Source organism: Sphingomonas sp. PP-F2F-G114-C0414, from assembly GCF_003688595.1.
GTDB lineage: Bacteria > Pseudomonadota > Alphaproteobacteria > Sphingomonadales > Sphingomonadaceae > Sphingomonas.
The window spans coordinates 1-23911 of the sequence record NZ_RCWT01000011.1 but is presented as its reverse complement, the minus strand read 5'-3'; the positions used below and the strand labels follow the sequence as shown (position 1 = coordinate 23911).

At 65.5% G+C, this 23911-nt stretch carries 21 protein-coding genes; 12 read left to right on the top strand and 9 right to left on the bottom strand.

What is annotated here, in order from left to right; genetic code table 11:
* Positions 1 to 36: 36 nt before the first annotated feature.
* The 3 genes from C8J47_RS09265 to C8J47_RS09255 are packed head-to-tail and all read right to left on the bottom strand — an operon-like array spanning position 37 to position 4660.
* Complete coding sequence (locus C8J47_RS09265; protein WP_121885456.1) at positions 37 to 1680, bottom strand: tryptophan halogenase family protein; 1644 nt, start codon at positions 1678 to 1680, stop codon at positions 37 to 39.
* Complete coding sequence (locus C8J47_RS09260) at positions 1677 to 3173, bottom strand: tryptophan 7-halogenase (protein ID WP_121885455.1); 1497 nt, start codon at positions 3171 to 3173, stop codon at positions 1677 to 1679. Before C8J47_RS09260 ends, C8J47_RS09265 begins: the two co-directional genes overlap by 4 nt.
* The gene (locus C8J47_RS09255) at positions 3149 to 4660 is read right to left on the bottom strand and encodes a tryptophan halogenase family protein (RefSeq protein WP_121885454.1); all 1512 of its coding nucleotides are present in this window, start codon (positions 4658 to 4660) and stop codon (positions 3149 to 3151) included. The genes C8J47_RS09260 and C8J47_RS09255 overlap by 25 nt, the downstream gene beginning before the upstream one ends.
* Positions 4661 to 4910: 250 nt before the next feature.
* Here C8J47_RS09255 and C8J47_RS09250 point away from each other — a divergent pair, with 250 nt between their 5' ends.
* Entirely contained in the window at positions 4911 to 8387 is a 3477-nt protein-coding gene (locus tag C8J47_RS09250) for a TonB-dependent receptor (RefSeq protein WP_121885453.1), read from the top strand.
* Between the two features lie 303 nt (positions 8388 to 8690).
* Here C8J47_RS09250 and C8J47_RS09245 read toward each other — a convergent pair whose 3' ends face one another.
* The 5 genes from C8J47_RS09245 to C8J47_RS09225 form a co-directional block, all read right to left on the bottom strand.
* Entirely contained in the window at positions 8691 to 10004 is a 1314-nt protein-coding gene (locus C8J47_RS09245; RefSeq protein WP_147454303.1) for an HD-GYP domain-containing protein, read from the bottom strand.
* A 325-nt stretch (positions 10005 to 10329) separates the two neighbouring features.
* Positions 10330 to 11094, bottom strand: coding sequence for a response regulator transcription factor (locus C8J47_RS09240; RefSeq protein WP_121885451.1), 765 nt, complete (start codon positions 11092 to 11094; stop codon positions 10330 to 10332).
* Between the two features lie 108 nt (positions 11095 to 11202).
* Entirely contained in the window at positions 11203 to 11940 is a 738-nt protein-coding gene (gene fliP / locus C8J47_RS09235) for a flagellar type III secretion system pore protein FliP (RefSeq protein ID WP_056055556.1), read from the bottom strand.
* On the bottom strand, positions 11933 to 12298 hold the full coding sequence (locus C8J47_RS09230) for a flagellar biosynthetic protein FliO (protein ID WP_121885450.1): 366 nt from the start codon (positions 12296 to 12298) through the stop codon (positions 11933 to 11935). The genes fliP and C8J47_RS09230 overlap by 8 nt, the downstream gene beginning before the upstream one ends.
* Positions 12298 to 12534: a FliM/FliN family flagellar motor switch protein gene (locus C8J47_RS09225; RefSeq protein WP_121885449.1), complete on the bottom strand. Its 237-nt coding sequence runs from the start codon at positions 12532 to 12534 to the stop codon at positions 12298 to 12300. The genes C8J47_RS09230 and C8J47_RS09225 overlap by 1 nt, the downstream gene beginning before the upstream one ends.
* 116 nt (positions 12535 to 12650) lie before the next feature.
* On the opposite strand from C8J47_RS09225, the gene flgC reads away from it, so the two are divergent.
* From flgC to flhB, 5 genes are read left to right on the top strand one after another with little or no spacing between them, the layout of a single operon-like run.
* Positions 12651 to 13058 (top strand): flagellar basal body rod protein FlgC, encoded by a 408-nt coding sequence (flgC, locus tag C8J47_RS09220; protein ID WP_060527122.1) that lies wholly within the window; start codon positions 12651 to 12653, stop codon positions 13056 to 13058.
* 12 nt (positions 13059 to 13070) lie between these two features.
* Positions 13071 to 13400, top strand: coding sequence for a flagellar hook-basal body complex protein FliE (locus C8J47_RS09215; RefSeq protein ID WP_121885448.1), 330 nt, complete (start codon positions 13071 to 13073; stop codon positions 13398 to 13400).
* Position 13401: 1 nt separating this feature from the next.
* Positions 13402 to 13665, top strand: a complete 264-nt coding sequence (gene fliQ, locus C8J47_RS09210) for a flagellar biosynthesis protein FliQ (protein ID WP_056055568.1) — start codon at positions 13402 to 13404, stop codon at positions 13663 to 13665.
* The gene (gene fliR, locus C8J47_RS09205; RefSeq protein ID WP_056055571.1) at positions 13658 to 14422 is read left to right on the top strand and encodes a flagellar biosynthetic protein FliR; all 765 of its coding nucleotides are present in this window, start codon (positions 13658 to 13660) and stop codon (positions 14420 to 14422) included. The genes fliQ and fliR overlap by 8 nt, the downstream gene beginning before the upstream one ends.
* A 4-nt stretch (positions 14423 to 14426) precedes the next feature.
* Complete coding sequence (gene flhB, locus C8J47_RS09200) at positions 14427 to 15488, top strand: flagellar biosynthesis protein FlhB (RefSeq protein ID WP_121885447.1); 1062 nt, start codon at positions 14427 to 14429, stop codon at positions 15486 to 15488.
* Positions 15489 to 15503: 15 nt separating this feature from the next.
* Here the strand turns inward: flhB and C8J47_RS09195 are convergent, their stop codons facing one another.
* Positions 15504 to 15944, bottom strand: a complete 441-nt coding sequence (locus tag C8J47_RS09195) for a flagellar assembly protein FliX (RefSeq protein ID WP_121885446.1) — start codon at positions 15942 to 15944, stop codon at positions 15504 to 15506.
* A 79-nt stretch (positions 15945 to 16023) separates the two neighbouring features.
* Between C8J47_RS09195 and C8J47_RS09190 the strand changes: the two genes are divergently transcribed.
* The 6 genes from C8J47_RS09190 (at position 16024) to C8J47_RS09165 (ending at position 23580) form a co-directional block, all read left to right on the top strand.
* Positions 16024 to 17133 carry a flagellar basal body P-ring protein FlgI gene (locus C8J47_RS09190; RefSeq protein ID WP_056055584.1) on the top strand — a complete coding sequence of 370 codons (1110 nt, stop codon included), beginning with the start codon at positions 16024 to 16026 and terminating at the stop codon, positions 17131 to 17133.
* Positions 17133 to 17456 carry a rod-binding protein gene (locus C8J47_RS09185; RefSeq protein ID WP_121885445.1) on the top strand — a complete coding sequence of 108 codons (324 nt, stop codon included), beginning with the start codon at positions 17133 to 17135 and terminating at the stop codon, positions 17454 to 17456. The genes C8J47_RS09190 and C8J47_RS09185 overlap by 1 nt, the downstream gene beginning before the upstream one ends.
* Positions 17449 to 17868, top strand: a complete 420-nt coding sequence (locus tag C8J47_RS09180) for a hypothetical protein (protein WP_060527117.1) — start codon at positions 17449 to 17451, stop codon at positions 17866 to 17868. Before C8J47_RS09185 ends, C8J47_RS09180 begins: the two co-directional genes overlap by 8 nt.
* Before the next feature lie 117 nt (positions 17869 to 17985).
* A complete protein-coding gene (locus C8J47_RS09175; RefSeq protein WP_121885444.1) occupies positions 17986 to 19872 on the top strand; it encodes a methyl-accepting chemotaxis protein in 1887 nt (628 codons plus the stop codon).
* A gap of 209 nt (positions 19873 to 20081) precedes the next feature.
* A complete protein-coding gene (locus tag C8J47_RS09170) occupies positions 20082 to 21599 on the top strand; it encodes an alginate export family protein (protein ID WP_121885443.1) in 1518 nt (505 codons plus the stop codon).
* A 91-nt stretch (positions 21600 to 21690) separates the two neighbouring features.
* Positions 21691 to 23580, top strand: a complete 1890-nt coding sequence (locus C8J47_RS09165; RefSeq protein ID WP_121885442.1) for a methyl-accepting chemotaxis protein — start codon at positions 21691 to 21693, stop codon at positions 23578 to 23580.
* Positions 23581 to 23911: the final 331 nt, after the last annotated feature.

Below are 23911 nucleotides of genomic sequence, written 5' to 3'. Positions count from 1 at the left end.
TGATGCGCCGAGGTGCGGCTCGCTCATAAGTCTGCATCACAACGGCGAGCCCCCGCCGCCGACATCGAAGGGCGACTCCGCGGTAAACGCAAAGAACGGAACGTCGTCGGACGAGGTCGGGGCAGGGGCGGAAGCAGGCGCCGAGGAGGACGGTGCAGCCTGCGCGGCGAGCGGGGACGGCGCGGTCCGCCGCAGGAACTCGCCGTGCGTCGGCAGGCGCTGCGCGGTGTCGAGATACCCGCGCCGCATCTGCTCGAGCGCGCTTGCGACCTTCTGCTCGTCGAGCGCATCGGCGGCGGGCTCCCAGCCCTGCGGCGTGATTCCTTGGCCGAGACAGACCGCGACCCAGCTCGGGTTGCTGAACAGGTCATAGCCTTCGCGGAACAGCCGCCCCTTGCCGGCGAACAGGTCGATCTTGCGTTGCAGGCTTTCGGGGATGTCCATCGTCCGCACCCGGTTCCAGAACGGCGAATCGTCGCGGCGCGTCGCCTTGTAGTGCAGGATGATGAAATCGCGGATGTCCTCGTACAGATCGTGCATCTGCCGGTTGAACTCGTCGCGTTCGACCGGATCGAAGCGCTTGTCGGGAAACAGCGCGATCAACCGCTGGATTCCCGCCTGTACCAGATGGATGCTGGTCGATTCGAGCGGTTCGATGAACCCGCTGGACAGGCCGAGCGCCACCACGTTGCGGTTCCAGCAGTCGCGGCGGCGGCCGGCGGTGAACTGCAACCGTCGCGGCTCGGCGAGCTGTTCGCCTTCCAGGCTCGCGAGCAACTGTGCTTCGGCCTCGTCGTCGCCGAGATATTTGCTGCAATACACCAGGCCATTGCCCATCCGGTGCTGCAACGGGATGCGCCATCGCCAGCCCGCCTTGTGCGCGGTCGAGCGCGTGAACGCATCGGGCTCGCCGGGGTTGGGCAACGCGCAGGGGACTGCAACCGCACGGTCACACGGCAGCCACTGCGCATAGCTCTCATAGCCGGTGTGCAACGTTTCCTCGATCAACAGACCCCTAAAGCCCGAGCAGTCGATGAACAGGTCGCCCTCGATCCGGCGCCCGTCCTCAAGCGTGACCGCAGCGACATAGCCGTCCGCGGGGCGCTGGTTCACTTCAGCGATCTTGCCTTCGATCCGGACGATGCCGGCGCGCTCGGCATAGTCGCGCAGATATCGCGCGTAGAGCGATGCGTCGAAATGGAACGCGTAGAACAGCTCGCGCACGGGTGATCGGGCGTCGCCGGTCGCGCGCCCGAACTTGCCGTTCGCGGCCGCCATCGCGCTCATCGACCAGGCCGAAATGTCGGCGATCGGCCGCCGCGCCTTCTCGCGCAGCCAAAGCTGGTGGAAATGGACGCCTTGCAGGTCGTGGCCGTAATTGCCGAACGGGTGGAAATAGCGTTCGCCGAGCGCGCCCCAGTCGACGAACTCGATCCCGAGCTTGAACGTGCCCGACGTCGCCGCCAGGAACGCGTTCTCGTCGAGCCCGAGCATCTGGTTGAAATTGATCAGCGGCGGGATCGTCGCCTCGCCGACGCCGACCGTGCCGATCTCCTCGGATTCGACCAGCGTGATCTCGGTATAGCCGTTGTTGAGAAACCGCGCGAAGGCCGCCGCGGCCATCCAGCCGGCGGTGCCGCCGCCGACAATGACGACGCGTCGGATCGAATGCTCGTTCATGGCAGGAGATGTCTCGTCTGGGCCGCGCGATACGCGGCGTGGGTGGGAATATGCGGCAAGGCGGCGGCAATCTCGGTGGTCAGTCGTGCCATCGCGGTCTGCGCGGCAGCGGCCGGAACCGCCGCGACGAGCGGATCGATCCGTCGTGGCAGGACGCCCTGACCGATGAGGACGGCAGCCCAACTGTCGCGCGCGAACGTCTCCTCCTCATAGAAGGGAAGCCGGCCACGCTCGGTGAACTGCGCGAGCGTGTGCGAAAGGCTGGCTGGCGGCACGGCGGCGGCGACCGCCTGCCACAGCGGATCGTCACGCTGCGCAGTTTTATAGTGCAACGCCAGGAAGTCGCGGACGCGTTCGGCCTCGGCCAGCGTCTGGCGGTTGAACTCGGCCGCTTCACCTCGGGTCGGCGTGCGACCGGGGAGCATCGCGATCAACCGGTCGATCGCGCTAAGCGCGAGGTGGAGGTTGCACCATTCGAGCGGTTCGACTTCGGTCGCGGCGTCGCCGATCGCGATGCAATTGCCCAGCCACGGGTGCGGCCTCGTTCCCGGACGAACGCGGATCGGCTCGCCGGGCGCCGTGCCTGCGGCATTGCGCAACACGCGCGCGGCCTTGGCGTCGCTGATCTCCCCCGACGCATAGGCAAAGCCGCTTTGCGCGCCGCTGCTCCAGCGCCAGCCCGCCGGATGCGCGACCGCGGTGGTGAGCACTAGCGGTTCCGCGCTACCCTCGGCGAGCAGGACGCGGTCGCATGGCAGCCAGGCGCTCCAGTCGTCCCTGACGTCGTCGAGGGCGCCGCGTAATTTTGCGTCGGGGCCGGTCGCGTCGACGAACAGGTCGGCGACCATGCATGACCCGCCCGCAAGCTCCACCGCGGCGATCCCGTCGCCGGTATCGCGAACGATGCCGGCTATCTCGCCGACGATCTCGCGCACGCCGACATGCAGCGCGAAGGCCCGCATCATCGTCTGATACCGCGGAAGGTCGAGCGTCAGCCCATATTCGTGATCCGCAAACGGCGTCTCGGGCATGGTCGGCGCGAACCGCCCGGCGCGGGCGAGCGCTGCGGCGGGCGAATGGCTGTCGAATGGTGCCGCGCGCGCGCCCTCCAGCACGGACCGGATCCAGTGGAGATGGAACGCGGTCGGACCCAGCGATCGGCCATAACGGCCATAGGCATGGACATAGTCGGGCAACCCCGTTGCCCAGCCGCTGAACAGCGTCCCCAGGCGATAGCCGCTCGCGGTCCGGGCGATGCCATCGGCGGCACCGATGCCGAGATCGTCGTGGAATCCGAGCAGCGACGGCAGCGTGCACGCGATCCGGTCCGCCAGCGCGTCGCGTGACGGCGTGCAGCGCAGGATAGCCACGTCGAGGAACGGCGCGCGGCGTTTCAGCGCGGCTGCCGCGCACCACGCGGTGATGCCGCCGCCCGCGACCAGGACGCTCCGGAGCTGCTCCTGCCGCATCAGGCCGCCTGTGCCATCGCGCAATAGCGTTCGATGAAGCTGCGGTGATCCGGGCGTCGCGCGACGTCGCTGGCGATCTCCCCGCGCAGTGCGTCGAGGCTGCGCGCCAGCGCGTCCGACGCGACCGGATCGGCGCGCGGGTCCCAGCCTTCCGGAACGATTCCCTGGCCGAGATACACCGCCACCCAGCTCGGATCGAGAAAGACGCCCTCGCGGTACTTCACGATCCGTGCGCGCGTGCGCCACAAGTCGAGCTTTTCCGACAGCGTGTCGGGGATCGGCATCGTCCGGACATAGTCCCAGAACGGCGAATCGCTGCGCGTCGTGGCGTGGTAGTGGAGGATCAGGAAATCGCGGATCCGATCATATTCGAGGTCGATCACGCGGTTGAACTCGTCTCGGTCGGTCGCGGCGATGCGGGGTTCGGGGAACAGTTCGATCAACGTCGTGATCGCCTGCTGGACAAGGTAGATGCTGGTCGATTCGAGCGGTTCGAGAAACCCGCTCGCGAGCCCGATCGCGACGCAATTGCCGACCCAACTGCGGCGGCGGCGCCCGGCCTTGAACCGCAGCACGCGTGGTGCGGCCAGCGCCTCCCCCTCGACCGCGGCTTCGAGTGCGCGGCGCGCATCGTCGTCGGCGACGAAGCCGCTGGCATAGACATAGCCGTTGCCCGTGCGGTGCTGCAGCGGGATCCGCCAGCGCCAGCCCGCAGGCATCGCGATCGCACTCGTATACGGCGTGACCGCGGTGCGTGTGCGGCACGGCATCGCCACCGCACGGTCGGTCGGCAGCCAGTGCGACCAGTCGACGAACGGTTCCGCCATTGCCTCGCCGAGCAACAGCGCGCGGAACCCCGAGCAGTCGACGAACAGGTCGCCTTCGATCCGCTCGCCGGTGTCCAGCACGATCGCGGCGATGTCGCCACTGTCTCCGTCACGCTCCACCCGGACGACGACCCCCTCGGTCCGGCGGGCGCCCATGCCCTCGGCAATCTCGCGGAGATAGGGTGCGAAGAGCAGCGCATCGAACTGATAGGCATAGCCGAACGTGCCCGCGAGCCGGTGCGGATCGGTCTCGGGACGATCGAACTTGCCGGCGCGGGCCAGCGCACACGCGTAGGACACCGAATCGAGCGACGGCAGAGGCGCGCCTTCGCCCAGCAAGCGCGCCCAGTAATGCTGGAAATCCACCCCGCCGGTGCCGCGACCGAAGGTGCCGAACGGATGGATATAGCTGTCGCCGAGGCGGTTCCAGTCGCGAAACTCGATCCCCAGTTTGAAGGTCGCCCGGGTGCGCGCCATGAAGTCGGCCTCGTCGATGCCCAGCCGCTCGTTGAACGCGCGGATATGCGGCAACGTGGCCTCGCCGACGCCGACCACGCCGATCGCCTCGGACTCGATCAGATGCACCGAACACTGGCCCGGCAGCAGGCGCGATAGCGCTGCCGCGGTCATCCACCCGGCCGTGCCGCCACCAACCACAACCACGCGTGTTTTTGGTTTTGCCATGACCGGCACTCGATACCCTCCCGACGCGCCTTATGGTGGCGCTCTCACAAGATGCTCCCTCATTCGACCCGTTGCGTCAACCGCGGATGGATTGTTGTGACGGCGTTGCCGGATTGTCACATTCTAAGTATTTACCGTTTGATTTCCGCACTATGTTACCGCAAACACGCACTGCACGCCGAGGCCCGGGACACTCGGCGGCGACAGGGAATCAGGCGCGATTACAGCGCTGCGTTTAGGAGGGGTCATAATGCGCCGCATTGCGCCGTCGAACACTGCCGTTCGTCATATTGTTCGTTTTTTACATAGCGCGTCGGCGACGACGTTGTGCGTAGCCTTGGCTGGAGTCGCGCAGGCGCAGACCGGTCCGGACCCCCAGCAGACTGCTGCACCCGCCGCCAATCAGACGTCGCCGACCGGCGCGAAAACCGGGCAGGGCACCGCCGGGTCGGCCAGCCCCGCGACCGCAACGGCCGATCCGTCCGCGACCGATACGCAAAGCACCGCCGCCGCCGATACCAGTGATGCGCCAGGCGAGATCGTCGTCACCGGGATTCGGCAGAGCCTTGCCAACGCGCAGAACATCAAGCGCAATTCCGATACCGTGGTCGACGCGATCACCGCGACCGATATCGGCGCCTTGCCCGATCGGTCGGTGACCGAAGCGTTGCAGCGCGTACCCGGCGTGTCGATCAGCCGCTTCGCCGGCGCCAACGACCCCGACCATTTCTCGGTCGAAGGTTCGGGCGTCGTGATCCGCGGCCTCAACTTCGTTCGGTCGGAATTCAACGGCCGCGACGCGTTCGCCGCGGGGATCGGTGGGCAGGCGCTCAACTTCAGCGACGTCCCGGCCGAATTGCTGGGGTCGGTGGAAGTCTACAAGAACGTCACCGCCGCCTCAATCGAGGGCGGGCTCGCCGGAACGGTCAATCTGAACACGCGCAAGCCGTTCGACAATAACGGCTTTCATATCGGCGCCGATGCCGAAGCGAACTACGGCGATTTCGCCAAGAAGTGGACGCCGACCGGGTCGCTGCTCGTCAGCAACACCTGGGATACGCCGATCGGCAAATTCGGCCTGCTCGGCGACGTGTCCTATTCGCGGATCCGCAGCCGTGCGGACGGCGTCCAGATCACCAATTTCCAGGCCCGCGACAACAGCCAGGTACCGTATCAGAACGGCAACGGCGTGCTCGTCTGTCGCAACCCGCTGCCGAGCAGCACCGACACCACCACGCTGCCCGCCGCCGGCGCCGCGTGCAACGCCGCCTCGACCCCCGGGGCCGACGGCTTCGCCGATCTGTCCACGGGGCAATATTCGCCGCTCGGTGGCCAGTATCGGACGCAGACCTTCGATCGCAAGCGCGACGGCGTCGCCTTGGCCGCGCAGTTCGAGTCGACCGATCGCTCCTTCCTGCTGACCGGGCAATATCTTCGCTCGCACACGACGAACTCGACCAGCGAACATACGTTCGAAGCGGCCCCGGATCTGTCCGAATACAGCACCTTCCCCAATGGCTGTCAGCAGAACAGCAACGGTCCGCTCTACAACAACAACGGCACGACGCGGGCGGAATGCCCGGTCGGCGGGTTCACGAACTATACCTACGATGCGAACGGTCTGTTCAAGAGCGGCTATATCACGACGCCGGGCACGGGTTTCCGCACCAACCGCAGCGGCGCGCCATCCACCACGTCGATCCCGACCGGCGGCGCGCCGATCTCCCTGTCGCGCGGCCAGACCTATGAGCGGAACCTCATCAACGATTACGGCCTGAATGCGGAAATTCATCCGACCGAACGGCTGACGATCGCGCTGGACGCGGACTACACCCGCTCCGAGCACGACACGTTCAGCCTGAACATCTTCGGCGAGACGTTCGCTGACCAGGAACTGGATCTGTCGGGGAGCGTGCCGAACGTCATCTCGCACAAGCCGAGCACGTTGTCGGCGGCATGGGCGACGCCGGCGAACGCCGTCCTCGCCGGCCAGACCGACAGTCAGTATTTCGCCGATCCGAGCACGACGTTCTGGCGCGCCGCGATGGATCATGCCGAGCACAGCGTCGGCAAGGAGTTCCAGTTCAAGGGCGATGCGACGTACGACTTCGCCGATGGCGGCTTCTTCACCAAGGCGCGGTTCGGTGCGCGCTATGCCGACCGCGATCAGACGGTCCAGTATTCGACGTATAACTGGGGCATGGTCAGCGAAGTCTGGGCGGGGTATCCGGTGACGGTGAACCAGTTCGGCGGCGACCGGGCGGACTATTACACGTTCCCGAACTTCTTCCGCGGCGCGACGAATTCACCGCCGGGCGCGTATTACTACAATGGCGACATGATCAAGGACTATAACGGCGCCGTTGATTTCATCAAACAAGTCGAGTCCACCGCGCAGACGCAGAACGGCAACACCCAACAGCAGTGGCGGCCGCTCGCCGAGCGCCCGGGTGTCGTGGCCGGGACGAATTACCTGCCGAGCGAGATCCAGCGTGTCCATCAGCGCGACTTCTCCGCCTATGCGATGGTGTCGTTCAAGACCGAGTCCGACAGCAACGGGCTGAACTTCAGCGGCAACGTCGGTGCGCGCTATGTACGGACTGGGCTGGACTCGTTCGGCACGAGCACGATTCCGAACCAGGCGACGTTGAACATCACCAACCCCTATGACACACGCTGCGCCGTTTCCGCGGTGCCGGCGGGTGCACCTCCCGGTACGAACCCAACGCGTCCAGGCGGTGTCTGCAATCTCGGGGCAACCGGCTATGCCCAGCTGCAGCAGTTTGCCGGTGTGGATACGGCCAATCTCTTCAACCAGGCGAAGAACAGCTACAATTACCTCCTGCCGAGCGTGAACCTGAAGCTCGGCATCACGCCGAAGCTGCTCGCTCGCCTGTCGGGATCGAAGGTGCTGACCCGCCCGGACTCCGCGCTGATCCGCAACTACCAGCAGATCTCGATCGACGGGAACGGCAACTTCCTGAGCACGGTGGGCAACCCGTATCTCAAGCCCGCGACCGCGTATCAGTTCGATCTCACCGCGGAATGGTATTTCTCGAAGGTCGGTTCGCTGACGATCGATGCCTTCTACAAGGACGTGAAGAACTTCTTCTATCAGTCGGTCGTCAACCTGCCGCTGCAGAACAACGGGATCACCTTCCCGCTGCTCACCCGCGGTCCCGCCAATTACAACGGACACGGCAAGATCAAGGGTGTCGAGGTCGCGTATCAGCAGACCTTCGATTTCCTGCCGGGTGTTCTGAGCGGCCTTGGTTTCACCGGGAACTATTCGTTCATCCAAAGCTCGGGGCTGCCGAACTCGTTCCTGAACGGGGGGACGCCGGTCGGCAACGTCGCGCCGCAGACCAAGACCGGCAGCCTGCCGCTCGAAGGTCTCTCGAAGCACAACGTCAACGCGACGCTGTTTTACGAAAAGGGGCCGGTCTCGGTTCGTGCCGCGTATAACTGGCGGTCGAAATATCTGCTGACGGCGGCCGACGTGATCTTCCCGTATACGTCGATCTTCCAGGCCGCGGCCGGGCAGCTCGACGCCTCCGCCTTCCTCAACGTCAACAAATACATCAAGGTCGGCGTGCAGGGTGTGAACCTGACCAACTCGGTGACCAAGACGCTGCAGGCGTATAGCGGTGATCCGAAAGCGCTCGCGCCCCGGTCCTATTTCGTCAACGACCGCCGCTTCTCGTTCATCCTGCGCGGCAATTTCTAAGCTACCCGGGGGGAGGGCGACCCAACGGTCGCTTTCCCCCAACGCGCACTTTCCCGCCAACGGCGTGTCGTCGGGATGAGGCGCCTGCACGAACTACGACGTGTGGGATAGCGGCTGCACCCGGCAAAGGCGCCGATCCGGTTATGGCGGGCCTTGTTCCCAAAAGGGCACGATCACCGCGGCCCAGGCGGGACAGCGACGTTCCGATTGGGTTTTGATCGTCTGTTCGCAGGGCACGCGACCGCAGCGTCAGTTTGCCGACCATTTTCGCAGCTAAGGCGACCAGCGCCCAGCGCCCAGCGATCAGGGAGCGTCGGCGAGGTGGAGTGCTGGTCGGTCGGAGTTCGTGCCGGCGGGACGGACTGAAACGATCTTCGGGACACACCCGTTCATCAGTTGCTCGGCGACGAGCGGCCAGTCGGTGATCCCCCAGTCGACCGGGGACTCTTCCCGAACGATCTGATCATGCCCGAGATCATCGTCGAGGACGAGGTCCAGCAGCGGCAATTGGGTGCGTTCGCGTGCACAGAAAAAGACGCGGACCTTTGGCCGTGACGTTCGGCGGTCATTGGGCATGGTGACGGCCAGCCGGTTGGAGCTGAGATACACCAGCAGACCGGGCGGGTAGACGCCGATCGTCTTCATGAACCCCAGAAGCAGTTCGCGATCGAAATTCCCGTCCCAGTCGTACATGCGACCGATGGCCTCCTCGGCTTTCCAGGCGGCCTTGTAGCTGCGGTTGGAGGTCAAGGCGTCGTAGACATCGCAGATTGCAGCGATGCGGGCGGCCCGGCTGATCTGATCGTCCTTGAGCCCAAATGGATACCCCGAACCATCGAGCCGTTCGTGGTGGTGACGACACACGTCCAGGACGACGTCCGACGCACCGGCATGTCGGCTGAGCAGCCGATAGCCTTGCTCCGGATGAGTGCGGACGAGCGCGAACTCGTCGTCGGTCAGCGGACCCGGCTTCTGCAGGATCTTGTTGGGGACGACAATCTTGCCGATGTCGTGCACCATGCCGGCAACACCATAGTCGAAGACCTCGCTCTCCGGCATGTCGAGATGACGCGCAAAGCTCGTCATCAACGCGCTCACCGCGAGCGAATGCACATACGTGTATTCGTCCTGCTTCTTCAGTCTCGTGACGGCGATGAGCGCGTAGGGATTGCGCGCCACGGAGGCCATCACCTCCGCTACCAGCGGCGCGAACGCAGTCAGCCGGACCTTCTCGCCGGCATGCGCTTCGGCGAACAGGCGCTTGATCTCACGCGCGGAATGCTTGACGAGCGCTACGGCGCGTTCCCGTTCTTCCGCGAAACCGTGGCGTCGTTGAGCGGAGAGCAGCGGTGGAGACAGCAGGTCGTGCCCGGCGACCGAGTCGTCGCCATCCTCGCTCGCAGCCCCTCTATCAGCGCTATCGGCGCTATCGAGCGCCAAGCCCCGTCCTTCGTCGATAACGACGCCGGTGACGGAGCTTTCGCGAATGCGTGCGAGATCTTTCGCGTCGGTCAGGTGAAAACGCGGAAGCCAGAAGGGATGGTCGAGCCAGGATCCTTCGAACCGGTGCACGAACATGCCAAGCGTTACCTGGTCGCGCCGAATGCGTCGCAACACGTCCTGTCTCCTTTCAAGCACTTCTGGGATACAGGCATGAAGGAAGCGTTATGCCGTTACCGGCGGCCTTACGCGATTTACTTACAATCGTGTCGCTGGTCTGATTGATCGGGCGCGTATTCCCGTATTGCGCCGAACCTGGTTCCGCGCGTTCGTGCAGACGGGCCCTCCGCCGCGCGTGCGACTGCAGTGCTAGTTAGAAGGCACGATCGCGATCGTCGGCGAGTAACTCGTCGAGCCCTGTGACTGGCTGCGCTCAGCGAGCAGTATCGCGCGGGTCAGAAGCGTTTCGCGTTTCCTCTTCCATCCCCGTGCAGGCGATCCGTCATTCGGTGTCCTCGAACGTGACCCCTGCCGTGAAGGCGAGTTGCAGCACCTGCGCCACGGTCCGGAGCTTGAGCTTCGTCATCATCTTGGCGCGGTGGATCTCGACGGTGCGGGGGCTGAGTGCGAGTCGGCTGGCGATGATCTTGTTCGGCCAGCCGCCGATCAGGCCATTGAAGACCGAGCGTTCGCGGGGCGACAAGCTGTCGATCCGCGCGCGCGCAAGGCGGGTCGCGGCCCCGACGTCGTCACGCTGCTGCGTGCGCTCGAACGCGGCGGCGAGCGCACGCAGCAGTTGCCTGGCGTCGACCGGCGACTCGAGAACGTCGGTCGCGCCGGCTTTCATCAATTCGACGGCAAGATTGGTTTCGCAGGTATCGACGATAACGATCGGAACGACCGCGGACTGGCGTTCGACGATGTCCTTCAGGATCATGAACTCGTCGACGGCCGGCCGGCTTACGTTGATCAACAGGATCGCTGCAAGCGCCGGGTCGTGATGCATCGCAAACGTCTTGAGATCCGCTGCGATCGCCGAAAGGCCCTGGAGCGGCAACGCGATGGCGTCGCCTGCGACATAGATCGGCAGCGCAGCGTCGGCGCCAAACGGGCTCCAGATCGGGAGTCCCGACGGATCGCGCCCCTCGCTGCACGGTGCGGGCAAGACACAATCGATTGTGGCTGCGGTGCCGGGGATAGCGGAACAGTCCGTCGTGACGCCATCCGAACGATCGGACAGGCGGACGGTAGCAGCAGTATTACGCATCGCCGGTTCCCCTTTGTGCCCGCATGTAACGGAAATACGGCGTTTATGTCATCAGACCACTATAAGATATCTAATTTATATTGTTAACATAAGTTGTAAATAAATCCCTTACACGCCGGTGCCGAAGCTTTTGACCAGTGATCCGGCAACTAAGGCCCAACCGTCAACCAAGACAAAGAAAATGATTTTCATTGGTAGCGATATCGTTGGTGGCGGCAGCATCATCATGCCCATCGCCATCAATACTGCCGCAACCGCGAGGTCGATGACGAGGAACGGGATCAGCAGCAGAAAACCGATCTCGAACGCGCGGCGCAATTCCGAGATCATGAACGCCGGCATCAGCGTCGACAGGCCGGTGTCGGCCCGCGCGACCGGCGGCTTGTGCGCGAGTTCGGTAAACAGCGCGAGATCCTGATCGCGGACCTGCGACAGCATGAAGCGGCGGAACGGCTCGATGGTCCGGTCGAACGCTTGGGTCTCCTGGATCTTGCCTGCGGTGTACGGCTGGACGCCGTCGTGCCACGCCTGTTCGAAGGTCGGCGCCATCACGAAGAACGAGAGAAACAGCGAAAGGCTGATGATGACCGGGTTGGGCGGCACGCCCTGCGCGCCGAGACCGGTGCGGAGCAGCGACAGCGCGACGACGATGCGGGTGAACGACGTGACGGTCATTAGGATGCCCGGCGCGAGGCTCAGCACCGTGAGCATCAGGATGAGCTGGATCGCGCGCGCTGACAGACTGCCCTGACCGAACGTCACCGATGCGCTCTGCGCCATCGCCGCGGTCGGTGCGAACAGCATCGCCGCGCCGAGGATGAGCGCGAGCGCGCTGCGCTTACGCATTGAACCACGCCTCTTCGAGTGACTTGCACAGCACGGGACTGTGCGAGCCTTCCGCCTGTTCGAGATCGGCGATCGCCTGCGCCTCCTCGTCCGCACGAACGATGCGCGTTTCGAGGATCGTGGCGCGGTCGGGGTGGAGCACGAACAGATGTTCGCGGTCGTCGCGGCGGACGAGGATGATCGACCGCTTGCCGTCGATCTGGATGCGTTCGACCAGCTCGACGCGGCGGCCGAGCTTGACGCCGACCCGGCCGGGCAGCGCGATATCGTAGCGGCGGACCAGCCACAGCGCGGCCGCGAGCATGCCCAGCACGACGCCGAGACCGCCCATTGTCCGCAACAGCGCGGCGATATCCATCAACGATGCTCCCGCGGAATGACTTCGGTCACTTCGAGCGACATCTGGTCTTCGTCGACCAGCACGCGGCCCTTCGCGACCAGCTTGCCGTTGACATAGACCAGGGTCGGGTCGTCGTGACCGCAATCCAGCGCGATCATCGCGCCGCGCCCCATCGCCAGGATCTGGCGGATCGGCAGATTGGTCGATCCCAGGACGATCGACAGATCGATGGTGATATCCTCGAGTACGGACATGAATGTTCCTTCCTTCAGGCCATCATAGGAAAGAATTGCCGGGTCCCGACCGGGGCCGGAACTTTTTGCCTATTAGGGAAAGGTGGGTGCCATCACGGCGCCCGACGGAGACAATCATGGACCTGACCGACGCGGTACAGGTGTCGGCATCCGGACTGCGCGCGCAGTCGTTGCGGATGCGCGTCATTGCCGAAAACCTCGCCAATGCGGACTCCGTATCGGCATCGCCCGGCGGCGATCCCTATCGTCGTAGGGTCGCGAGCTTCAGTGCCGACGTCGATCGCGCGAACGGCACGAACGGCGTCAAGATCCGCTCGGTCGACGCCGACAAGACCGCCTTCCAACGCGCCTATCAGCCGGGCAGTCCGGCCGCCGACGCCAAGGGCTATGTGCTGATGCCGAACGTCAATCCGCTGATCGAAGCGGCCGACATGAAGGCCGCGCAGCGCGCCTACGAAGCCAATCTCAACGCCATCGAAGCGGCCAAGAGCCTGACGATGCGCACCATAGACCTTTTGAAGTAAGGACGAACAACGATGTCCATCGGAGCATTGGATGCGACCTCCGCCTATGGCCGGGCGCTTGGTATCGGCAAGGACTCGGGCGGGCTGCTCGGCAAGGCCGGCGGGGTCGGCGCGAGTTCGGGTGCGGGCGGGTTCGGCGACATGGTCGAACACCTCGTCGGCGACGCGGCAGGCTCGATGCGCGCCGCCGAGTCCGCGAGCGCGAAGCAGGTCGCGGGCAAGGGCGACCTGATCGACGTCGTCACCGCGATGGGTGCGGCGGAAACCGCGCTCGACACCGTCGTCGCGGTGCGCGACCGCGTGGTCAGCGCCTATTCCGACATCATGCGGATGCAGATCTGACATGTCGCCGACCGACGTCATCGAAATCACGCGGTCCGCGCTGGTCGTCGTGCTGACGGTCTGCGGACCGTTGCTCCTGACCGCGCTCATCGTCGGCGTCGCGGTCAGCCTCATGCAGGCGCTGACTCAGGTGCAGGAACAGACGCTGACCTTCGTGCCGAAACTGGTCGCGATGGGCGTCGTCCTGATGCTTACGCTGCCGATGATGGGGCATGCGATGGCCGATTTCACGCACCTCGTCGCCGACCGCATCATCCATGGCTGACACGCTCAACGGCATCCCGATCTGGGCGGTCGCGTTTCTCGTGCTGTTCGCGCGGGTCGGTGCGGTGCTGATGGTCCTGCCGGTCTTCTCGGAGGATGCGATTCCTGCGCGAATCCGGCTGATGATCGCGTTCGGGATGACCGCGGGGCTGTGGGGAATCCTGTCGCCGCACGTCCAGTCGGTGACGCAGAACATCGATGCGCTGCCCGGCGTGATCCTGTGCGAGTTGCTGACCGGCCTCGGCCTCGGCATGCTGGTGCGGATCATGTTCATGGCGATGGCGATCGCCGGGTCGATCGCCAGCCTTCAGGTCGGATTGACCTCCGCGATCGTCGCCGACAGTTCGCAGGGCGGGCAGGCCAGCATCCTGTCGAAATTCGTCGGCGTCGCCGCCGGCGTGATCTGCATGGCGCTGCTCGTCCATCATCTCTGGATCGCCGCGATCGTGCGGTCCTATGACGTCTTCCCGGTCGGCGGCGTGCCGGCAGCGGGCGATTTCGCGGCGCTCGCAGTCAAGACCGTCAGCCGGTCGATGGCGCTCGGCGTCAGCCTGGCCGCACCGATGATCGTCTACGGGATCGTCTTCAACGTCGCGCTCGGCCTGTCGGCGCGGCTGGCCCCCGCGATCCAGATCTTCTTCGTCGCGCAACCGCTCAACCTGCTGTTCGGCCTCGCGCTGTTCTCGACGCTGCTCGGGGTGATGCTGACCGTGTTCGCGGCGTCGATGGGCAGCTGGATCCAGGCGGGCTGGGGCTGATCGGATGGCGGACAAGGACCAGAAGACGCATGACCCGACCGGCAAGCGGCTCGAGGATGCGCGCAAGAAGGGCGATCTGCCGAGCGCGCCGGAGATGCGGCATGCGGCGATCTTCGCGGCGATGCTGGCGGTCATGGGCGGTCTCGGTGTCCACGCATTCTCGCGGCTGGCGACGATGCTGGTGCGGCTATGGGGTCAGGCGGAGGACTATTCGCTCGCGCCGGACGGTGCGCAGAACATCGCCAGCGGGATCATCTTTCAGATCGGCGTGGTTTTCGCCCCGCTGTTCGGCGCGCTGGTCGCGTTCGCGATTCTCGGCGGCGTGATGCACGGGCGGCCGACGATCTCATGGTCGCGGGTATCGCCCAAATGGAGCAAGCTGTCGCCGATCTCGGGCGCCAAAAAATTGTTCGGCAAGCAGGCGCTGGTCGAGTTCGCCAAGACGCTGGCGAAACTGTCGGTGATCGTCGGGGTCGCGGTGTGGGCGTTGTGGCCGCGCGCGAACGCGCTCGACAGCCTGGTCGGTGCGGATGCGGCGGATATCGGGACGACCGCCGCGGGGCTGGTCGTGATGCTCGTCAAGACGGTCGCGGTACCGGTCGGCGCGATCGCGCTGGCCGATCTGATCTGGCAGCGCCGCACCTGGTTCTCCAAGCTCAAGATGTCGCTTCAGGAGATCAAGGACGAGCACAAGCAGAGCGAGGGCGATCCCAAGATCAAGGCGAAGATCCGCTCGATCGCGATCCAGCGGTCGCGGCGGCGGATGATGGCCGCGGTGCCGGGCGCCAGCGTGATCATCACCAATCCGACGCATTATGCGATCGCGCTCAAATACGACCACGGTCGGATGGGGGCACCGGTGGTGGTGGCGAAGGGGGTCGATACGATCGCGCTCAAAATCCGCGAGATCGCGACGCAGGCGGGGGTGCCGATCGTCGAGAACCGCGTGCTGGCGCGCGCGCTGTACGCCAGCGTCGAGATCGACCGGCCGATCCCGACCGAGCATTATGCGGCAGTCGCCGAAGTGATCGGCTACGTCATGCGGATCGCCAAGCGCCTGCGCTAGGCTGCGCGAGTTACGTCAGGCGTTGAGGTCGAGCTTGGCGAGTTCGACGCGGACGCGCACTTCGAGGTCGCGCGCGACCTTTGCGAACTCCGGAGTCACCACGGCATCGTCGGGTACGACGAACGCCTCGGCCCAAGTGGCCAGCTCTTGCACGCGTTCGGGAGGCGCGGCACCGTGCGCGAGATCGTCGCGCAACCGCTCGAGCAACGTCAGGCCGCGATCGGCGTCCTCCGCGATCTTGCGTCGACGTTCCGAGACCGGATCGACCGCGGCGAGCGCGACCATCATCTGAACCGAGGTCGCCGATGTCGGGACCACTGGCGGGGGCGTCGATGGTGGTGCCTCGGCGGTGGTTGCGGCGGCCGAGGCGACAGCGGCGGGCAGCGCGAAACCATCGCGGGTGCGCGTATCGGCGAGCATCGATTGGAGCAGCGGCGTGATGCCGTCGATCCGCATTATTCGTCCCTTCGGTCGGCGGGCGCCATTCCTATCCTATAAGAAATTTGATGTCCAACGTCTCGCGAAAGCCCCGGCCATGCGCCTCCGTCTTGTTTCTCTGATCTGCGCCGCCCTGGCTGCTGCGCTCGGCGTGGTGCCGGCCTCGGCAGGCACGCGCGTGAAAGACATCGTCGATGTCGAGAACGTGCGGTCGAACCAACTCGTCGGCTACGGGCTGGTGGTCGGCCTTGCCGGCACCGGCGACCGGGTCCGCAACGCGCCGTTCACCGAGGAATCGCTGCAGGCGATGCTCGAGCGGATGGGCGTCAACGTCCGTGACTCCTCGATGAAGCCGGCCAACGTCGCCGCGGTTTCGGTGATCGCGACGATGCCGCCGTTCGCGCGCAAGGGCTCGACGATCGACGTCCAGGTCGCCGCGCTCGGCGATGCCACCAATCTGCAGGGCGGCGTGCTGCTCGTGTCGTCGCTGCGCGCGCTCGACGGCAAGATCTATGCGGTCGCGCAAGGGCCGGTCGCGGTATCGGGGTTCAAGGCGCAAGGGGCCGGCGCCAGCGTCAGCCGCGGCGTCGCGACCTCGGCGCGGATCGCCGGCGGCGCGATCGTCGAGGAGGAGGTGCCCTATGCGCTGCGCTCCGCGACCAGCCTCAAGCTCGCGCTGAAGAACCCCGATTTCACGACCGCGCGGCACATCGCGGTGGCGATCAACGGTCGGTTCGCCGGGACCGCCAAGGTGCTCGATCCCGGCACGGTCGAGATCGCGCCGGCGGCGTCCTTTACCGGCGACTCGGTCGACCTGTTGGGGGAAATCGAAAACCTGCCGATCGCGGTCGATCAGCCCGCGCGGATCGTCATCAACGAGGCGTCGGGCACGGTCGTGATGAGCGCCGATGTGCGGATCAGCCCGGTCGCGATCGCGCAAGGGGGGCTGACGATCAGCGTCAGCGAGACCCCGGTCGCATCGCAGCCCGCGCCGTTCTCGAACGGGCAGACCGTGGTGCTGCCGCGAACCCGCGTCGCGGTCGACGATGGCGGCGGTGCGTCGCTGGCGATGGTCGGCGGTTCGGCGTCGCTGCAATCGCTGGTCAGCGGGCTCAACACGCTCGGCGTGTCGCCCCGCGACCTCATTACCATTCTCCAGGCGGTCAAGAGCGCGGGCGCGCTCCAGGCCGAGATCGAGGTCCAGTGATGCCCATCGATACGACCATTACAGCAACGCCGGTCGCAATACCCTCCGTCACGCCGAAAGCGCCGCCTTCTGCAACGGCGAAGGGTGCGGAGGCGAAGACCGCGAAGTCGTTCGAGGCGGTGTTCCTCGGCCAGATGACCCAGATGATGATGGAGACGGTCGAGACCGACGGTCCGTTCGGGGGCGGTCACGGCGAGGAAATGTTCCGCGGCGTGCTCGCCGAAAAGCTCGGCACCGCGATCGCGGCGAAGGGCGGCATCGGTCTGGCACCCGCCGTCATGGCGCAGATCATCAAATTACAGGGAGGAACGACGCGTGATTGAACTGGTCAAGAGCCTGACGTCGCTGGCGATGATCCTGGATGAGGAAAACGACCGGCTGACTCGCCCGGCCAATGCCAGCGACCTGCCCGAACTCGTCGCGGCGAAGATACGGCTGGCGGGGATCGTCGAGGCGGAATCGATCCGCCTCGCGCGCGAGCGGCCACGCTGGCTCGACGACCTGCCCGAGGAGGAGCAAGGCGAAATCCGGTCGTTGCTGGAGACATTGGTCCGCCGGCTCGGCGTGAACGCGAACCTGCTCGAGCGCCGGATCGCGATGTGCGACGAGATCATGGGCGCGATCGCCGCCGAGGCGCGGCGCCTGACCGGCGCGAAGAGCGCGGTGTATGGCGTCCGCGGCACGTTGCTGTCGAGCGAGCAGGCCACGCCAATCTCGATCAACGGCCATTTCTGACACACCGCGACGCCGTTCTGACACGTCACCACGACAATGCCGCGCCGCTGCGACCGGGAGGTCCGGCGGCCCCCTATAGATACTGCGTACGGGGCGGGGGCCCTTCTGGAGATCCACATGAAATTCCTCGATAATATTAAGATACCGACGAAGATCGTCGCGTTGCTGCTGATGCTCGGTGCGATCACGATGTTCATCGCCTGGAATGGCTCCCGTCGGATCTTGATCGCCGACAACGCCAATACCGAAATGACCGAAGACATGGCGAATACCGTCCAGCTTGTTCGTGCGACCCGGATGGCCGTGCAGATGAGCAACGCGGCCTTCGCGACCGTCGTCTATGACGGCGCCAGCCCGGAAGCACGCGACGCCGCGCAGAGCGAGTTGTCCAACTACAACGCGGCGCGCGATCTGTTCGGCGCGGTCGAAAAGCAGGAGCCGGCGCTGAAAAGCCAGCTGGGCTCGTTTATCGCGCAGCTCGACCAGAGCCACGTGCTGACCTCGCGCGCTGCCGCACTGGGATTGCAGAACCGCAACGCGGAAGCCACCGCCGTTATCGGTCAGGCTCGTCCTCTTATCGCCAAACTTTCCGCCGATCTCGTGGCGTTCAATGACGCGCGGATCGCGGCCGCCAACAAGTCCGCCGACGAACTGACGATCGTCGCGAACTCGACGTCGACGACGATGATCGTGATGGGCATCATCGGCGTGGTCGCTGGCGTCGGGCTTGCACTGATCGTCACGCGCAGCGGCATCACCGGTCCGCTTGCCAAGCTGCAGAGCCGGATGGGCGAGATCGCCGCCGGCGACTATACGCAGGACGTGACGGGTACCGATCGCGGCGACGAGATCGGCGCGATGGCCAAGGCGGTGAAGGTGTTCCGCGAGAACGGCATCGCTAAGGATGCTGCTGACGCCGCCAAGGCACGCGCCGATGGCGAGCAGAAAATGGTCGTCGACACCGTGTCGACGCATCTGTCCGAACTGTCGGCGGGTGATCTGACCGCCGCGATCAAGGCCGACTTCCCGCCCGAATACGGCGCGCTGAAGAGCAACTTCAATGAGGCGCTCGACAATCTGCGCGGGCTGATCAGCTCGGTCAGCGAAAGCGCACTGACCATCCGCACCGGCTCGGGCGAAATCGCGCAGGCCTCGGAAGATCTAGCACGCCGAACCGAGAGCAACGCCGCCTCGCTCGAGGAAACCGCAGCGTCGGTCACGCAGATGGATGGCCGTCTGAAGGCGAGTGCGTCGGCATCGACGAAGACCGTCGAGCGCGCCGACCAGGCGATCGCCACCGTAGGTGGTGGTCGTGCGGTCGCCGACGAGGCGGTCCAGGCGATGGGGCGTGTTTCGGAGAGCGCCAAGGGCATCGACAGCGTGATCGAAGGGCTCGACAAGATCGCGTTCCAGACGCGCGTGCTGGCGATGAACGCCGCGGTCGAAGCCGGGCGTGCGGGTGACGCAGGGCGTGGCTTCGCGGTGGTTGCCGATCTTGTCTCTGCCCTGGCGATGCGTGCCGAGGAAGAGGCCAAGCGTGCGCGTGACCAGTTGACGGTCACGCAGACTGATATCGTCACCGCGGTCGAAGCGGTGCAGAAGGTAGACGGCGCGCTCGCCAACATCTCGGGCGACGTCGGCCAGGTCCACGAGTTGCTCGCGACGATGGCCGCGGACAACCAGGCGCAGTCGGCGGCGATCACGCAGATCTCCGCAGCGATCGGCACGATGGACCAGTCGACGCAGCAGAACGCGGCGATGGTCGAGGAAACTTCGGCAGCCGCGCGCAACCTGGCGAGCGAAGTCGGCAACCTTGCCGATCAGGCAAGCCGCTTCAACGTCGGCAATGGCGGCGGCAACAGCGGCGCACGCGCGAAGATCCAGCAGACCTTCGGCAAGGCGCTGAGCCAGCCGAGCGCAGGCTATGCTTCGCCGGTCAAGCCGCTGCCGGCCGCGGCGATCCCCGCGCTGGTCCGTTCGGACGACGATTGGAACGAGTTCTGATCGAGGCTTAGCCGCACGGCTAAACAGGAAGCCCGCGTCCCCAATCAGGGACGCGGGCTTTCGTGCGTCTGGGGGAGATCGGATATCGAGGTCGGGACCTAAGCCGCGGGCAACACGCGCGACTTTAACAATTGTTCCCTTCGCACCCGAATAATCCGCGGGCGTCCTATCATGAAGGAGACACACCCTCCCACCGAAAAGGCCTCGCCATGGTCTCTCGTACCCTGGCCCGCATCGCGTTGTTGCTGGCGCTCACCCCGATCTCTGCGACGCCGGTTCTGGCCCAGGCCAAGGATTCGGTGGTCGCGACGGCGACGCCCGACACCGCCGCGCAGACCACCACGCGGGCGACGCCGATCGCCACGGTCTATCCGGCCGAAGCGGCGGGCGATGGTGCGGTGAGCGCGGGGTATGCGATCGCGCGCTGGGCAGAAAACTGGACGCGGTACCGCGATCCCGCGCTGCGCGACGATCCGCTCGATCGGTTGAAGTTCATCCCGATCGCTGGCCGCGACGACGTCTATCTGACGCTGTCCGGTGAAATCCGTGGCCGCGTCGATACCGTCACCAATCCCGGTGCGCGCGACGCCGAGAAGATCAGGCAGCGCGAATTGCGGCTGTTCGCGGGCAGCGATCTCCATCTGGGATCGCATGTCCGCCTTTACGGCGAGCTGGCGCATGGCGGTGTCGCCGGCGACCGTGCGACGCAGGCGGGCGCGAACATGCGCAACACGCTGATCGTCCAGCAGGCGTTCGCCGAGGTTTCGACCGCGCTGGACGGCGGCGATGTCGGCGTCCGTTATGGTCGCCAGATCTTCGCGGACGGGCCTGGCGTGCTGGTCAGCCAAGGCGATGCGGGCAACATCCAGGTCGTCCTGAACGGCGCCCGCGGCTGGGCGCATCTCGGTTCGGTCCGTGCCGACGTGTTCGACCTCCGCTTCACGCGCTACGGTACCGGCGGCACCGGCGACGATCGCGTCGATCATGCGCGGCGTTTCTCGGGCGTCACGACCGGCATCGTCCTGCCGCAGACCTGGTTCGGCGGATCGAAACTGTATCTCGAGCCCTTCGCGTGGCGGTTGCGCCGCGACGCGGTCACCTTCGGCGGCGACACCGCGCGCGAGGCACGCCGGTTCTACGGGCTGCGGCTGTGGGGCGATGCCGGGCGGGTGACGCTCGACTGGAGCGCCAATCGCCAGAGCGGTCGGTTCGGCCCGCGCGCGATCGACGCATGGCAGGTGTTCGCGGCGCAGACCGTCCGGATCGGCGACGCGGGAACATCCCCGCGGATCGGCCTGCACGTCGATTACGGATCGGGCGGCGGCGGCTATCGGAACGGTTCGCTTCACAACGCGGCGGCACCGGTGCTCGATGGCGGTTATTTCAGCTATCAGGATGCCTTTTCGCCGACCAATTTCGTCGCGGTCGCGCCCAATTTCACGCTGTCGCCGATCACCCGCGTCCGCCTCACGGTCGAAGCGCAGCGGGTGTGGCGGGCGAAGGTCGACGACGCCGTCTATGCGGCGAGCGGGCGCGCCTATGCGGGCACGCAGTCGGTGCGCGGCATGCACGTCGCCGACGTCGCCCGCGCGCAGCTCGTCTGGTCGGTCGCGCCGCGGGTCTCGATCACCGGTCGCTACGAACATCTGATCGCACGATCGGTGCTGACGCGCAGCGGGTTCGACAATTCCGACTGCCTGAGCGGCTGGATCAGCATGAAGCTGTAGCCGCACGGCCATTCGGTCGAACGAATTCATAACAGTCCGAGGTTTTTGCGCGATCTTCCGCGTGGCCGAGGTCGAACAGGAGAGACGTCAAATGGGAATGCTCAACAACGCGAAGATCTCGACCAAGGTCGTATCCTTGCTCGTGCTGCTGGGATGTATCACGCTGGCGATCGCGTGGTTCGGATCGTCGAAGATCGCGATGATCGATGCGTCGTATTCACGGCTGATCGACCAGAAGCTGACCGGCACGATGTTCCGATCGCGGGGCAACACCCGGATGAACGCGATGATGTACGACGGCTACAAGATTGCCGTGGTCGGCGCGAACAGCGAGGAGGGGCGCAAGACGCTCGCGAAATTCCAGGTCGATGCCGACAAGATCGCATCCGATCTGGAACGCGGCAAGGTCGCCAACCCGCCGGCCGTCGGTGAGCTCAACGAGACGTTGCGCGGAATGCAGCGGGTTCGCGGTCTCGTCGAACGGGCGAACCAGCTGAGCGCGCAGAATCGCAGCGCCGAGGCGATCGCCGTGCTCGGCCAAGCGGACGCGGTGATGACTCCGGTGTTCGAGAAGTCGCTGACGCTGGTGGATCGCAACAGCGATCAGGCAGCGGTCGCGTCGAATGATTTGTCTGCCGTGAGCGCATCGACCATCACCATGCTGTATGTCGTCGCGATCATGGCGATCATCGCCGGCGTCGGTCTGGCGATGCTGATCACGCGTTTCGGGATCACCGGGCCGCTCAATCGTCTCCAGGCGCAGATGGGCGACATCGCCGGTGGCAACTATGCCAAGGACGTCGAGGGCACGGATCGTGCGGACGAAGTCGGCGCGATGGCCAAGGCGGTGAAGGTGTTCCGCGAGAACGGCATCGCCAAGGACACCGCTGACACCGCCAAGGCACGCGCCGATGCCGAACAGAAGATGGTTGTCGACACCGTGTCGACGCATCTGTCCGAGCTGTCGGCAGGTGACCTGACCGCGGCGATCAAGGCCGACTTCCCGCCTGAATACGGCGCACTGAAGAGCAACTTCAACGAGGCGCTCGACAATCTGCGCGGGCTGATCAGCTCGGTCAGCGAAAGTGCGATGACGATCCGTACCGGCTCGGGCGAAATCGCGCAGGCCTCGGAAGATCTTGCGCGCCGTACCGAAAGCAACGCCGCCTCGCTCGAGGAGACCGCGGCGTCGGTCACGCAGATGGACGGCCGTCTGAAGGCGAGTGCGTCGGCATCGACGCAGACCGTCGAGCGCGCCGACCAGGCGATCGCCACCGTCGGTGGTGGCCGTGCGGTCGCCGACGAAGCGGTGCAGGCGATGGGACGTGTTTCGGAGAGCGCCAAGGGCATCGACAGCGTGATCGAAGGACTCGACAAGATCGCGTTCCAGACGCGCGTGCTGGCGATGAACGCCGCGGTCGAAGCGGGCCGTGCGGGTGACGCAGGGCGCGGTTTCGCGGTGGTCGCGGATCTCGTCTCGGCCCTGGCGATGCGCGCCGAGGAAGAGGCCAAGCGTGCGCGCGACCAGCTGACGGTCACGCAGACCGATATCGTCACCGCGGTCGAAGCGGTGCAGAAGGTTGATGGCGCGCTCGCCAATATCTCGGGCGACGTCGGCCAGGTCCACGAGCTGCTCGCGACGATGGCGGCGGACAACCAGGCGCAGTCGGCGGCGATCACGCAGATCTCCGCGGCGATCGGCACGATGGACCAGTCGACGCAGCAGAATGCGGCGATGGTCGAGGAAACCTCGGCCGCCGCGCGCAACCTGGCGAGCGAAGTCGGCAACCTTGCCGATCAGGCGAGCCGCTTCAACGTCGGCAATGGCGGCGGAAGCAGTGGCGCCCGCGCGAAGATCCAGCAGACCTTCGGCAAGGCGCTGAGCCAGCCGAGCGCAGGCTATGCCTCGCCGGTCAAGCCGCTCCCGGCCGCGGCGATCCCAGCGCTGGTCCGTTCGGATGACGATTGGAACGAGTTCTGATCGAGGCTTAGCCGCAAGGCTGAACAGGAAGCCCGCGTCCCCAACCAGGGACGCGGGCTTTCGTGCGTCTGCGGGCTTCGGGGCAGGCACCCCGATCGGCACGCCAAGTCGACATTAAGAACGCCCGTTTAGGCTCCTCCGTCAGAAAAAAGTGGCCCACAGGCAGCGGAAGGAGTGAATGGCACGGGGCCTTGATTACGCGGTGCGCTCGTCGCTTGCCGCCCGCTCGGTCAGGCTTCGCCCACATCCGGACGTTCAGGCTGGCGATCCGGGCGCCCAATAACGGCCATTCGTTAAGCGCGATCTCGAAAGGGAGGATTTTTCTGGGTGT